General features: G+C 33.7%; 12 protein-coding genes. 1 reads left to right on the top strand and 11 read right to left on the bottom strand.

Annotated elements, in window-relative coordinates:
- Positions 1 to 12: 12 nt before the first annotated feature.
- From FLAPXU55_RS06685 to FLAPXU55_RS06715, 7 genes are all read right to left on the bottom strand, one after another.
- Positions 13 to 894: an LpxL/LpxP family acyltransferase gene (locus FLAPXU55_RS06685; RefSeq protein ID WP_180857060.1), complete on the bottom strand. Its 882-nt coding sequence runs from the start codon at positions 892 to 894 to the stop codon at positions 13 to 15.
- On the bottom strand, positions 894 to 1148 hold the full coding sequence (locus FLAPXU55_RS06690) for an acyl carrier protein (protein ID WP_053472936.1): 255 nt from the start codon (positions 1146 to 1148) through the stop codon (positions 894 to 896). Before FLAPXU55_RS06690 ends, FLAPXU55_RS06685 begins: the two co-directional genes overlap by 1 nt.
- Positions 1141 to 2376 carry a beta-ketoacyl-[acyl-carrier-protein] synthase family protein gene (locus FLAPXU55_RS06695; protein WP_053472935.1) on the bottom strand — a complete coding sequence of 412 codons (1236 nt, stop codon included), beginning with the start codon at positions 2374 to 2376 and terminating at the stop codon, positions 1141 to 1143. The genes FLAPXU55_RS06690 and FLAPXU55_RS06695 overlap by 8 nt, the downstream gene beginning before the upstream one ends.
- 90 nt (positions 2377 to 2466) lie before the next feature.
- Positions 2467 to 3198, bottom strand: coding sequence for a 3-oxoacyl-ACP reductase FabG (fabG, locus tag FLAPXU55_RS06700; protein WP_053472934.1), 732 nt, complete (start codon positions 3196 to 3198; stop codon positions 2467 to 2469).
- 11 nt (positions 3199 to 3209) lie between these two features.
- The gene (locus FLAPXU55_RS06705) at positions 3210 to 4436 is read right to left on the bottom strand and encodes a WG repeat-containing protein (RefSeq protein WP_180857061.1); all 1227 of its coding nucleotides are present in this window, start codon (positions 4434 to 4436) and stop codon (positions 3210 to 3212) included.
- 39 nt (positions 4437 to 4475) lie between these two features.
- Positions 4476 to 5585, bottom strand: a complete 1110-nt coding sequence (locus FLAPXU55_RS06710) for a WG repeat-containing protein (protein ID WP_180857062.1) — start codon at positions 5583 to 5585, stop codon at positions 4476 to 4478.
- A gap of 27 nt (positions 5586 to 5612) precedes the next feature.
- Positions 5613 to 7133, bottom strand: coding sequence for an HAL/PAL/TAL family ammonia-lyase (locus FLAPXU55_RS06715; protein ID WP_180857063.1), 1521 nt, complete (start codon positions 7131 to 7133; stop codon positions 5613 to 5615).
- A 101-nt stretch (positions 7134 to 7234) separates the two neighbouring features.
- On the opposite strand from FLAPXU55_RS06715, the gene FLAPXU55_RS06720 reads away from it, so the two are divergent.
- Positions 7235 to 8485 (top strand): NAD(P)/FAD-dependent oxidoreductase, encoded by a 1251-nt coding sequence (locus FLAPXU55_RS06720; RefSeq protein WP_053472931.1) that lies wholly within the window; start codon positions 7235 to 7237, stop codon positions 8483 to 8485.
- A 23-nt stretch (positions 8486 to 8508) separates the two neighbouring features.
- Here FLAPXU55_RS06720 and FLAPXU55_RS06725 read toward each other — a convergent pair whose 3' ends face one another.
- The 4 genes from FLAPXU55_RS06725 to FLAPXU55_RS06740 form a co-directional block, all read right to left on the bottom strand.
- On the bottom strand, positions 8509 to 9582 hold the full coding sequence (locus tag FLAPXU55_RS06725; RefSeq protein ID WP_180857064.1) for a hypothetical protein: 1074 nt from the start codon (positions 9580 to 9582) through the stop codon (positions 8509 to 8511).
- On the bottom strand, positions 9560 to 9982 hold the full coding sequence (locus FLAPXU55_RS06730) for a hypothetical protein (protein WP_180857065.1): 423 nt from the start codon (positions 9980 to 9982) through the stop codon (positions 9560 to 9562). The genes FLAPXU55_RS06725 and FLAPXU55_RS06730 overlap by 23 nt, the downstream gene beginning before the upstream one ends.
- Positions 9983 to 10245: 263 nt before the next feature.
- The gene (locus tag FLAPXU55_RS06735) at positions 10246 to 11931 is read right to left on the bottom strand and encodes a sodium/sugar symporter (RefSeq protein ID WP_180857066.1); all 1686 of its coding nucleotides are present in this window, start codon (positions 11929 to 11931) and stop codon (positions 10246 to 10248) included.
- A 247-nt stretch (positions 11932 to 12178) separates the two neighbouring features.
- Positions 12179 to 13240, bottom strand: coding sequence for a UDP-glucose--hexose-1-phosphate uridylyltransferase (locus FLAPXU55_RS06740; protein WP_180857067.1), 1062 nt, complete (start codon positions 13238 to 13240; stop codon positions 12179 to 12181).
- Positions 13241 to 13254 lie beyond the last annotated feature (14 nt).

The following is a 13254-nucleotide window of genomic DNA, read 5'->3' on the forward strand; positions in this document are numbered from 1 at the left end:
CAAAACAAAACTTTAAGATTTCAAATCATTCCAGAAATCGAAATAATTAAACCATTGCAGCGGGTATTTTTTTAAGATATTTTCTACGCTTGTTACGTATTCTTTGAGCAATGCTTTTTCGTCACGGTGTTTCACTGTGGCTTCTCTTGCGTATAAATGATAATGTAAATTTGGCTCTTTCATAACATAAACGAACACAACCGGAACTTTTAATCGTGATGCAATTAAAAATGGCCCGGCAGGGAAGTTGGCTTCTTTGCCTAAAATGTTTTCAGAAAGTGATTTTGTGCCTTCAAAATAACGATCGCCTGTAAAACAAACCAATTCATTGTTTGCCAAAGCGGCATTGATCTCAAAAATATGAGACAAATCATCTTTGATAATGATGAATTTTACGGTTGGTTTTTGGGTAATACTTTCCAGATAATTTTTAATGGCAGAATGTTCTAAATCTGTAGTGACTAAATTGATTTGAAAATCAAGATCGATATCGCCTAAAAAATGTTCTGCAATTTCAAAATTTCCAACATGTGCGCTAATTAAAACACCGCCTTTTTTTTCGGCCAACAGCTTTTTTAAAATTTCAATTCCGTCAAATTCATAGGTAAATTTGTTTCGCATTCCTGCCGAAATGGAAACCTTATCAATAATGGTCTGTCCAAAAGTGTAATAACTTTTGAAAACCATTTTTTTTGATTTAAAATAGGAATATTGAAGCCTTTCTTTAAAGTAATAAAAAATAGCGCGATTGCTTTTCTTTAAAAATAAAAAGTAATAAGAAGCGACAAAATAAAGTAAAACATAAGCAGATTTGACACCCGCTTTTTGAATCAAAAAAACGAATATTCTATAACCTAAAACAGTTCCTTTTGATTTGCCATCCCATTCACTCATTAAGCTGTTTTGGCTTTTAATTTGGTTTCGATAAGGTCATAGAAGCTTTGGAAATCAGAAATTCCAACAAAATCTGCCTCAACTAGTTTTACGCCAAAGTTTGATTCTATTGAAACTACTAAATCAACATAATCTAAACTATCTAAGCCAAGCGTATCTTTTAAATTAGCATTTGGTTCAATGTCGTCATTGTCTACTTCAAATTCATCAACTAAAAAACCATTGATTTTTGCTATAATATCTTCTTTATTCATCGTTCAATTTAAACTTTTTAACCACCAACGCCGAGTTGGTTCCTCCGAAACCGAAAGAATTGGACAAAAATATGTCAAATTTTTTGTTTAACGTAGTTTTAACTAAATTTAATTTTGAAGCATCTTCATCTGGATTGTCTAAATTGATGTTTGGTGCAATGAAATCGTTCAGCATCATTATGATAGAGTAGATAATTTCGCTTGCTCCGGCCATCCAGCATTCGTGGCCTGTCATTGATTTTGTTGAACTTACATAAGGGTTTTTCTCACCAAAAACTTCAAAAATAGCTTTGGCTTCGTTTGCATCGCCAACCGGAGTTGAGGTTGCGTGTGCATTTATATACTCAATATCTGATGCTTTTAGTTTAGCATCGTCAAGTGCTCTTTGCATTGCTGTAGCGGGACCTTCGACATTTGGAGTCGAAATATGTCCGCCGTTTGATGAAAATCCGTAACCTGAAACTTCGGCAATAATATTAGCTCCACGCGCAATTGCAGATTCGTAACTTTCAAGAATTAAAGTTGCACCTCCGCCACTCGGAATTAATCCGTCACGGCCGGCATCAAAAGGTCTTGAAGCTTTTTCAGGATCACTTTCTCTGTTAGAAAAAACGCCTAAACCATCAAAACTGCTCATTGCATATTTATTGATTTCCTGCGCTCCTCCGGTTATAATGATATCCTGAAAACCACTTTTTATTAAAAAATAAGCTAATCCAATAGAATGTGAACCGCTCGCACAGGCAGCACTTACGGTTAAATTAATACCGCGAAGTTTAAAAATCGTGGAAAGATTCATCGTAACGGTAGAATTCATCGATTTAAAAATGGCTCCAGAACCAATTAAGGCAGTATCTTTTTTCTCGCGCACGATATCTGTAGCGTCAATTATTGCTTTAGAAACGCTGTCGTTTCCGTACATAATGCCAACTTCGCGAGTGTCAAAAAAAGCATCGTCGATATTGGCATTTTTCAATGCTTCGATAGTGGCCATATAAGCATATTCGGTTTCTTCACCAATGCTCATACGCTGTCTTCGGGTCAATAGATTTTTTAAATCAGCTTTTGGAACCATTCCGGTTAAGGCTGACTGAAAACCAAATTCTTTTCGTTCTGAATCAAACTGAATACCCGATTTTCCGTTATACAATGATTCCTTTACTTCATCTAAAGAAGTTCCGATACAAGAATAAATTCCCATTCCAGTAATTACAACTCTCTTATTCATCGTCTTTCAAAGTAATTTTTTATCCTTAAAGTGTAATTTTTAAACAAAGGCACAATTTTTTTAATCTATTTATTATGCAAACATAGTATTTTAAGAATATATTCCTCCGTTTATATTAATAATCTCGCCGGTAATATAGCTCGATTTTTTTGAAATCAAAAAGCTTACCAAATCTGCAACTTCTTCGGCTTCGCCAAAACGATTTACCGGAATCAGCTTTAATAATTCTTTTTCGTCAAGTGCACTTGTCATATCTGTTCTAATAAAACCCGGTGCAACAGCGTTTACCGTTATATTACGTTTTGCAACTTCTTGTGCCAATGCTTTTGTTGCGGCAACAATTGCACCTTTTGCAGCCGAATAATTGGTTTGTCCGGCCGTTCCTTTTACACCCGAAACAGAAACCATGTTTACGATTCGGCCGTATTTATTGCGAAGCATTTTTTGAATAAAAAACTGCGTCACATTAAAAAATCCGTTTAAACTTGTGTTTACAACACCGTTCCAGTCTTCGGGAGTCATCCACATAAAAAGACCATCTTTTGTAATTCCGGCATTGTTTACAATGGCTTCCACAATAGCTTCAGGATTTGATTCCTGCCATTGCGTTAAAACAGTTTGTACTTGTTCAAAATTGGCAACATCAAAACCTAAAATTTCTCCGGTTGCGCCTAATTTTTGTATTTCCTGAAGTGTTTCTTCGGCAGCAGTTTTGTTTGAATGATAATTGATCAGAATATGATAATTAGATTCAACGGCTAATTTTTTACAAATAGCACTACCAATTCCTCTTGAACCGCCTGTTACTAATACACATTTCATTTATGTTGATTTTATTTTTTTTTCTTAGTTGCTGGTTTGCTGGCCGGTTTTGCTGTTGTTTTTGTTTCAGCTTTTGGACTTTCGGCAGCTACACTTGTTTCCTTTTTTTCTCTTTCTGCTGTTTGCGAAAACAATTCAGCATTTTCAAACCATTGATTTCCTAATACAGTTCCGTCTGGTCTTAGAAAACCCCATTTTCCTTCATTTTTTACTCTTGCAAGACCATCAATAAAACCTTTATCCTGCTGAACAAAAAGTGCAATAACGAATCCGTTTGAAGTGATTCCGTATTGTGTTGGAATTACCAATTTTCCGGCTTCATTAATAAATCCCCAGTTGCTTTCTTTTACAGGAGCTAAACCATTTGTACTAAAAACTTCTGCATCGCTGTACGTTGGTTCTATTACAAATGTTCCTTTTAAATTGATATAACCCCATTTTTTTCCAACTAAAACCGGAGCTAAATTTTTTGAGAATGCTTTTCCTTTATCATATATAGGCAGGATTACCCAATTTCCGTTTAAATCAATAAAACCAATCTTTCCGTTCTTTTTGGCATATGTTAAATCCTGAGTTTCAAAATCCCAGATTTTTTCAGCTCCATCAACAGGAGTGAATTTTCCTCCGCTTACAAGTCCGAAGGTTTTGTCTTTTCTTGCCCAGGTTGTGCCTTTAAAATAGTTTCCAATTTCTGCGTAAGCCGGTTCAACTAATTCTTTTCCGGAAGTATTTATAATTCCCCAGTTTTTATTTAGTTCTACTCTTGCATAGCCATTTTCAAAAGGTTTGATTTGGTCGTATTTTGGTTCTAAAACCACGGCAAGTTTTGAATTGATTAATCCAACTTTGTTTCCTTGTCTTATAAAAGCAACGCCGTTATTAAAATCGAATATTTTTTCGGTAGCAGGTGCTTTTAAAATTTCGCCTTTTGTATTAATATAAACCCAGTCCTTATCTTTTTGTACAACTGCAATTCCGCTGTTAAAATCTTTAGCATTATTAAAAGACGCCGGAATTACCCAGCTTCCTTTGGTATCAATAAAACCCCATTTTCCGTTGTCTTCGACAGCGGCTAAACCTTCAGAAAAACTTTTGGCAGATTTATATTGAGGTTCAATTTTAAAGGATCCGTCTTTGGAAATATATCCAATTTTTGAATTCTTTTTAACTAATGCCAGTTCTTGACTATTAACAAATTGAATAAAACTTAGCAACAAAAAAATAAGTGTTTTTTTCATGATTTTAAGATTCAATATTAATAATATAAAAATGCTTTTTTATTCCTGAAAGAGTTCAGCATTTTGAAACCATTCGATTAAAATATCTCCATTTGGTTTCAAAAATCCCCATTTACCGTTGCGTTTTACTCTTGCTAATCCGCCAATAAATCCTTTTTCTTCACGCATATAGCTTCCAAATGCTGCTGAAATTTCATAATCTGCCGGAATAACTACTTTTCCGCTTTCATTAATAAATCCCCAGCCGTATCCTTTGTTTACAGCAGCAAGTCCGTTTTCGCTAAAAGGTTCTGCATCATTGTACATTGGCTGTACCACACATATTCCTTCTAAATTGGTATAACCCCATTTTTCCCGAATGCGAACAGGTGCTAGATTATTAGAGAATGGTTTTGTTTTGTCAAATAGAGGTTTAAGAACCCATTGTCCTTCAAAATTTACAAATCTCCATTTTGCGTCTTTTTTCGCAGCAATTAAATCTTGCGTTCCAAAAGCGCCAAATTCACATACATCGTCTATTTTAATAAACTGTCCGTTATGAACCAGTCCATAATCTTTTCCTTTTTTAGCCCAGGTTGTGTTGTTGTAGTAATCTCCAACTTCGTCATAAATGGCTTCAACAACTTCTTTTCCAGATGGGTCAACAATTCCCCATTTATCATTTACGGCAGCTTTTGCATAACCATTATAAAAAGCTCTGATCACATCATATTTTGGAGCCAGAACAATTTCAAATTTATTATTGATGATCCCAACTTTATCTGCTTGTCTAAAAAATGCTGCTCCGTAATGAAAATCAAATAATTTATCAGATTCCGGATTACCTTTTAATATTTCGCCTTGTTTGTTGATGTAATACCAAACGGCTTTTTTTTCAATAGCAGCGATTCCGCTGTTGAAATCTCTTGCATTATCAAATGTTGGAGGAATTAAAAAAGTTCCCTTTCTGTCCACATATCCCCATTTTCCATTTTGTTTAACAGCTGCTAATCCATCAGAAAAATCTCTTGCACTGTCAAATTTTGGTTCAACGGCAAAAGTTCCTTCTTTTGTAATAAGACCAAATTTACCTTCTTTTTTAACTAAAGCAAGTTCTTGAGCATTAACTAATTGAAAAGCTATTAGAAATAAAAAAAATATTTTTTTCATGTTTTTTAAAATATGATTCCTGTCCAATTAATTGTTAATCAAATAATCTTTTACATTTTGAACAAATGGATACATTACCTGATCTTCCTTAAATGTTGGAATTATATTTCTAACATCATCGTACCATTTTTTGGTAACCGATGAAATTTTATCTTTTTGTCCTAAATAATCAATTGCCTGAACGATAGTAATCATTTCGATTGCCAATACTTCAAAAGCATTTTCGATAACTTTTGATGTAATTACCGCAGCGTTTGTTCCCATACTTACAATGTCCTGATTGTCATTGTTGTTTGGAATACTGTGAACGTACATTGGGTTGGATAGCATTTGACTTTCGGCAGTTGTTGAGGTTGCTGTAAACTGAACGCCCTGCATTCCGAAATTAAATCCTAATGTTCCTAAGTTCACAAACGGAGGCAGTAATTCGTTGATTTTTGAATTCAATAAATAATTCAGCTGACGTTCTGCAAGCATCGTTAATTTTGTAATAACGATTTTCAGTTTATCCATTTCCAGCGAAATATAATCTCCGTGGAAATTTCCTCCGTGATAAACGTGCTGATTTTTTACGTCGATAATTGGATTGTCGTTTGCCGAGTTAAATTCGTCTTCCAGAATAGAGGCTACATTATTGATCGTTTCTAAAACAGGTCCTAAAATTTGAGGAACACATCTTAATGAATAATATTCCTGAACTTTTTCTTTGAAGATTTCTTCGGTGTTTTCACCAGAATATAAATGGTCTTCTCTTTTACGGATTAATGTACTGTCTGAAAGATTCTGACGCATTTTAGCCGCAATTTCCTGCTGTCCTTTATGACGTTTTGTTTGGTTTAATTCTGCAGAAAAATGATCATCATATGCCTGAACCAATTCGTTTATGGCGCAAGAAGATTTTAATGACCAGTCTAATAATTTTTTAGCGTGATATACATTTACAACACCAATTCCTGTCATTACAGAAGTTCCGTTGATTAATGCCAGACCTTCTCTAATTTCTACCTGAATTGGTTTTAAACCTTCAATTTCAAAAACTTCAGGAGTTGGTCTTCTTTCGCCTTTATAAAAAACTTCACCTTCGCCTATTAAAACTAAAGCTAAATGTGATAACTGCACTAAGTCACCGCTGGCACCAACGCCGCCGTGTTCAAATATTAAAGGTGTAATATCTCTATTAATAAGTTCAGACATTAAATGAATTACTGACGGATGTACACCAGAATTTCCTAATGAAAGTGTATTTAATCGAGCCAATATTGCTGCTTTTGCACAAGCTGCATTTAATGGTTTTCCTGTTCCTGAAGAGTGGCTGCGGATTAAATTATATTGAAGCTGAATTTGATCAGACTCTTTAATTCTATATTGCGCCATTGGACCAAAGCCTGTGTTTACGCCGTAAATTACTTTATTTCCAGAGAATTCTTTTAAGAAATTGAAGCTTTCGTTTACTCGGTTTAGAACTACATCGCTAATTGTAACTTTTTGATTTCCAAAGATTATGGCTTCAAACTCTGCTAAACTTAAATATTCATTAATTGTATTCATTAAATCGTTTTTGGTTGTGCTAATTTAATTTTATTTATCAAAATAAATGTAGTTATTTTGATGATGGCAAATGTAGGTTAATAATTGATAATATTTTTATTATGACAAAGGAGTTTGTAGATGTTTTAGTAATAGGCGCCGGACCATCTGGATGCGTATCGGCATCGTATCTTCATAAAAACAATGTTAAGGTGAAAGTTGTTGAGAAACAAAAGTTTCCAAGACTTGTTGTGGGCGAAAGCTTAATTCCCAGAGTAATGGATCATTTTGCTGAGGCAGAACTGTTTGATGCTCTTAATTCAATGAACTTTGAAAAGAAACTTGGGGCCCGTTTTATTAGAGGCGAAGAGATCTGTGTTTTTGATTTCAGCAAGAAATTTGGAGAAGGCTGGGATTGGACATGGCAGATTCCGAGAGCTGATTTTGACAACACAATGGCGCAGGAAGTGGTTCGTAAAGGTGTTGACCTTGAATTTGAAACGGAAGTTTTAGAAGTTTCTTTTGAAGGAAAAAATTCAAAAACAATTGTAAAAGATAAGGACGGGAATTTAAAAGAGATTCATGCTAAATTTATCGTCGATTCCAGCGGATACGGCCGTGTTTTACCAAGACTTTTAGATTTAGATACGCCGTCGAAATTAGACCCGCATTCTTCGATTTTTACACACGTAAAAGATATTAACAGACCAGAAGGTGAGGAAGGAACGCAGATTTCATTTGATATTTTAGAAACTGAAGTTTGGCTTTGGGTGATTCCGTTTTCTAACGGAAACACGAGTTTAGGTGTTGTTGGGCCAACAGATTTTATTAATTCGCTTTCTGAAAATAAAGATAATGCGGAGGCTTTGAAAAACGCTATTCAGCTATCAGATTATTATATTAAAAGATTTAAAGGCACAGAATTTTTATTTGAACCTGTAAAGCTGGAAAATTATTCGAGAGCCGTAAAAAGAATGTACGGAGATGGTTTTGCTTTAACAGGAAACAGTTCTGAGTTTCTTGATCCGGTTTTTTCGTCTGGAGTTGCTTTTGCGACAGAATCTGGAATGTTAGCGGCAAAATTATATTTAAAAGAATCGCAGGGAATTCCTGTGGACTGGGAAGTGGAGTTTACACAATATATGAAACGTGGAATTTCAGTATTTACAACATATGTGAAGGAATGGTATACCGGAAACCTTCAGACTTTATTTTTCCATCAGCCGGAAAATCCCGAAGTAAAGGAAAAAATTTGTGCTGTTTTAGCAGGTTATGTTTGGAACGAAGAGAATTCGTTTGTCAAGAAACATGATCACGTAATAGCCAATATGGCGTATTTACTAAATATGCAAAAAGAACAAAGCCCTGAATAATCAGGGCTTTGTTCTGTCAGATATTAATTTTGGGTCGTGATTTCTTCTATTATATTTTTTATTCTTTTACTGCTTTCTGCCAATTCAATAGAATACGTAGCGATTAAATCAAGTGCAAATCTCTCTGAAGTTAAAACCTTATCTAGTGAATCTAAATTAATAATTCCATTTTTTGGAGATAAAAATTCTCTAATGCTTATAAAATAATCAATGACTCGACTATAGACTATGTCATAAGAATTTCGTAATGTTTTCATTTGAGGGTAAATTGGTTGAAATTTCATTGCATCAAAAGAACTTATTCTTTGTATTTTATCGATATTACTAATCCAAAAACTTTCATTGATTATGTATCTTGTTCTATCTAAATCTGACAAAGATTTTAGCGTTGTAATTGTTTTGTCAATTGTCATACTTATCGAGTTTGCGACTAAAGTGAACTTTTGAATTTCTAGAGAATCTTTTAGAAGTTCTTTAGATACAATTTCTGAAAAAGCATTTTTTGCTAAATCTCTAGGGCTAATTTTTACATTAGTTTCAATATTTTGGTATGGAAAAAGAGTTGAAAGTATTTTGATCCTTTTATTTCTTAAGCAAGTTGTATCCGCGATTAAACTAGCATATTTTAAAATAATTTCGGTATTTTTTAAAAGTTCTATTAGAACTTGATGATTGGAACTTAACTCTTGTTTATAGCCGACCAATAATCTGTTCTGTTGACTTTCTGGTAAATCAGATGATTGTTGCGCTATTTTAAGCATTTCGCGGATAGTTTCTGAGTTTTTGGCAATAAGAGCATTTTTCTCTTCTGTAGTACCATTAAATGACTTTAATTGTGAACATAACGAATATTGAAGAATGTCAAGTTCTTTTAATCTTTCACTTACTTCTACAAAATCTTTTTTTAAAGTAATTGAGCCAACATTTAGATTACTAATTTTTTCTTTACTTTCAATTTTTTTTGTAAGTCCTTTAATGTCTAAACTTCTGCTTTCATAAGAAAAAAAATTGTCACACTTGGAAGATGAGCAACTAGCTAATACTTGTATTAAGATTAATGTAATTAAATAACAATTATTTATTTTTAATGGTGTCATTGAGGGCTGGATTTTGAGCTATTTTTAACATTTCTTCTAAAACCTTAGTGTAATTTACAATAGCATTATCTCGTATAGAACCTTTGCTCAATCCATTAATTTGATTACACATAGCATATTGTAATAAATCCAATTCTTGCAATTTGTTATTTGCTACAACGTATTTAGGATCAATTGAAACTTCAGCGATACCTACATCTCCTAGATCTACTCCTTGACTTTTAAGTTTTAAGGTTATACCTTTTAAATCAATTTTTTTAGCACTATAAGTGTAAAATTTTGAGCATTTAACAGAACTACAACCAGATACTAAAAGAAATATAATCACTACAATTAAGTTCTTTTCTGATTTGAACTTTTCTTGAATTTTTAAAGGGAGTTTTTTTTCTTTTCTAAACATAAGATATTTATTTAGGTTACACATGATTTGCAAGTTTTATGTTGAGAATAAATATAATTTTGTAACTAAAAGATTTTCAGCTAAATATAGTGTAAAAATGCAATATAAGTTTCACGTATTTCTACCTGATTTACAGAATCTATTCATGTGATTATTTCATTATATTTAGAAAAATCACCTAAATATAATAATGAATTTATGTTTCAATAAAAAAGGGATCCCATACAGGATCCCTTTTCACTTCAAAATTACTTATTAAAAAATTACCAGAATTTAACGTACAATGCTACGATAATCAGTAATGTAATTACAATTAAAACTGTTGTTTGTGGTTTTACTTTAAACATTTCAGAGTCTATTTCAAACGCTTTTGGATTTACTTTTGGTCCAGCAAAACTGATTCCAATCATAGCTAACATCGTAAAGAAGAATGATAATCCCATACAGATGTGGAAAGGAATTTCGAAAGCTCCTTTTCCGTTAGGATAAGCAGTATACAGTAATGTCTCGTTTCCAAATAATGCCGGAGCATATTCGTTGAATAAAACAGATAAAACAAATCCTAAAATTACACCAACGATAGCTGCAGTTCCAGTAGTTCTTTTCCAGAACATACCAAGGAAGAACATTGCGAAAACTCCAGGGCTGATAAATCCGGTATATTTTTGAATGTATGTAAATCCACCAACTCCGCCAATTCCTAAAAGGTCATTCCAAGTAAATAAAACAGCTAAAAGCATGGCAGCAAAAACGGCAATTCTACCAATATTTACCTGTTGTTTTTCACCTGCATTTTTTTGAATGTATTTTTTATGGACGTCTAACGTATAGATTGTTGAGATACTGTTTACTTTTCCTGCTAATGACGCTACAATTGCAGCAGTCAGAGCAGCAACAGAAAGTCCTTTTAAACCAGTTGGTAAGAAAGTCAATACAGCAGAATAAGCTCCATCTTTTCCTCCAACTAATTGAGGTAAATGTCCGTTTTGGTATAAAACATAAGCAGCAATACCAGGAAGCATTACGATTAATGGCATTAATAATTTTAGCATACCAGCAAATAAAATTCCTGTACGAGCAGTTTGTAAATCTGCACCAAGAGCTCTTTGTGTAATGTATTGATTACATCCCCAGTAGTTTAAGTTGATAATCCAGATACCAGCAAGGTAAGACATCAAACCTGGGAAAGTCAAATATTTATCAATTTCAAGTTGAGATGAAGTCGCAGTTGGTTTTGGAATAATCATTTTAAAATGTTCCGGAGCTTCTCTCATTAAAACTTTAAAACCTTCGATTGCATTTTCGCCAACTCCAAAATATTGTCCAACTGTTGTTAAAGCAATATAAGAAGTTACTAATCCACCAATGATTAATACAGCAACCTGAATAACATCTGTATAAGCCACAACCTTCATTCCTCCAAGAGAAATAAATAAGGCAAACACAGCCAGGCCGATCATAATAATGTGAAGATATTCTCCTCCCGCAAGACCGTTAATAGCAACTGCCCCTAAATATAGAATAGAAGTTAAGTTTACAAATACATATAAAAACAACCAGAAAACAGCCATAATCAACGCAGTCGATTCGTTATAACGTGTTTTTAAGAATTGAGGCATAGTATATATCTTATTTTTAAGATACACCGGAATGAACCAAACGGCTACAATAATCAAGGCAACAGCAGCAAGCCATTCATAAGCAGCAACAGCGATTCCTAAAAAGAAACCTTCACCACTCATCCCGATGAATTGTTCTGCAGAAATGTTTGATGCTATTAATGATGCTCCAATTGCCCACCAGGTTAAATTTCCTTCGGCAAGAAAATAAGCTTTGGCATCGTGCTCGTCTTGTTTACGTTTGCGATAAACAGTGTAACCGTAGACAGATACTACGATGAAATAGATAATAAAAACCGCATAATCTGCGAGAGTGAGGTTCTGGTTCATTGTTAATAGTATTTTAGATAATTAGTATAGGTAATTGTTTAAGTTAAAAACTGAAATTAATATTTATGTGGTTTAATGTGTTTAAAAATGAAATATGTGTTTTTATTCTGTTGTTTTTTTATTAAAACAAGAACGAAAGCCAAATTTAAAATAAAAACTTAAAAAACAATCATTTTAAATGTGTTATTTACATTTATAAGTAAATAATTCTGTTAAATTTTCAAATGACAGACTATTACGTAAAAATTTAGTCAATTTTTACTGCATTTTTATAATGCACATCAGCTTGTTGTCTTAAAATTTCGGCACTTTTCTCCGGAGTAATATCTCTTTGAGATTCTCCCATCATTTCGTAACCCACCATGAATTTTTTTACAGTTGCAGAACGAAGCAACGGCGGATAAAAATGCATGTGGAAATGCCATTCCGGATGGTCAAAACCATCTGTTGGTGCTTGGTGAATTCCAGACGAATACGGAAAAGAAGTATTGAATAAATTATCGTACTTAATTGTTAACTGCTTTAAAATTTTGGCGTAAGCCGAAACTTCTTCAGCCGTAAAATCAGTTATTTTGCTGATGGCTCTTTTGCTTACAATCATTGTTTCGTAAGGCCAGATTGCCCAAAACGGAACTAATGCCACAAAATGTTCGTTTTCGATAACGATACGGCTTCCTACTTTTAATTCGGCCTGAACGTAATCTTCTAATAAAGTTCTTTGGTTTTTATCAAAATAGGATTTTAAACTGTTATGCGTTTTTTCAACCTGAGTTGGCAATGAAGACTGCGCCCAGATTTGTCCGTGCGGGTGCGGATTACTGCAGCCCATAACACTTCCTTTATTTTCAAAAATCTGAACGTGGTTAATGTATTTTATATTTCCTAAATCAGTGTATTCTTTCTGCCAGGTTTTTACAATATTTTCAATGTCTGAAACTTCCATTTCAGGAAGCGTAAGATCGTGTCTTGGAGAAAAACAAACCACTCTCGAAATTCCCTGTTCTGGTTTTGCCTTAAAAAATGTGTGCTTAATATCTTCTTCAAAAATAATTTCATCCTGTTTTAAAGCAGCAAAATCATTGTCGAAAACAAAGCTGTTTTTGTATGCCGGATTACTTACTCCGTTTGCACGAACATTTCCCGGACATAAATAGCACTCGGGATCGTGTTTAGGAAGTGATTCTGTCGAAATGGTTTCATTTTGTCCCTGCCACGGACGTTTTGCACGATGAGGTGAAACCAAAACCCATTCATTAATTAAGGGATTAAAACGTCTGTGGGGATCTTCGTTAATGTCAAAATTTTTCATTGTGTTGTGTCGGT

Source organism: Flavobacterium panici, assembly GCF_903819335.1.
In the GTDB taxonomy this organism is placed as follows: domain Bacteria; phylum Bacteroidota; class Bacteroidia; order Flavobacteriales; family Flavobacteriaceae; genus Flavobacterium; species Flavobacterium panici.

What these genes read in the sequence shown, in the direction of transcription:
- FLAPXU55_RS06720 (WP_053472931.1), top strand. Translation starts at nt 7,235, where the DNA reads ATGACAAAGGAGTTTGTAGATGTTTTAGTAATAGGCGCCGGACCATCT.
- fabG (WP_053472934.1), bottom strand. Translation starts at nt 3,198, where the DNA reads ATGAAATGTGTATTAGTAACAGGCGGTTCAAGAGGAATTGGTAGTGCT.
- FLAPXU55_RS06705 (WP_180857061.1), bottom strand. Translation starts at nt 4,436, where the DNA reads ATGAAAAAAACACTTATTTTTTTGTTGCTAAGTTTTATTCAATTTGTT.
- FLAPXU55_RS06695 (WP_053472935.1), bottom strand. Translation starts at nt 2,376, where the DNA reads ATGAATAAGAGAGTTGTAATTACTGGAATGGGAATTTATTCTTGTATC.
- FLAPXU55_RS06730 (WP_180857065.1), bottom strand. Translation starts at nt 9,982, where the DNA reads ATGTTTAGAAAAGAAAAAAAACTCCCTTTAAAAATTCAAGAAAAGTTC.
- FLAPXU55_RS06725 (WP_180857064.1), bottom strand. Translation starts at nt 9,582, where the DNA reads ATGACACCATTAAAAATAAATAATTGTTATTTAATTACATTAATCTTA.
- FLAPXU55_RS06715 (WP_180857063.1), bottom strand. Translation starts at nt 7,133, where the DNA reads ATGAATACAATTAATGAATATTTAAGTTTAGCAGAGTTTGAAGCCATA.
- FLAPXU55_RS06685 (WP_180857060.1), bottom strand. Translation starts at nt 894, where the DNA reads ATGAGTGAATGGGATGGCAAATCAAAAGGAACTGTTTTAGGTTATAGA.
- FLAPXU55_RS06735 (WP_180857066.1), bottom strand. Translation starts at nt 11,931, where the DNA reads ATGAACCAGAACCTCACTCTCGCAGATTATGCGGTTTTTATTATCTAT.
- FLAPXU55_RS06740 (WP_180857067.1), bottom strand. Translation starts at nt 13,240, where the DNA reads ATGAAAAATTTTGACATTAACGAAGATCCCCACAGACGTTTTAATCCC.
- FLAPXU55_RS06690 (WP_053472936.1), bottom strand. Translation starts at nt 1,148, where the DNA reads ATGAATAAAGAAGATATTATAGCAAAAATCAATGGTTTTTTAGTTGAT.
- FLAPXU55_RS06710 (WP_180857062.1), bottom strand. Translation starts at nt 5,585, where the DNA reads ATGAAAAAAATATTTTTTTTATTTCTAATAGCTTTTCAATTAGTTAAT.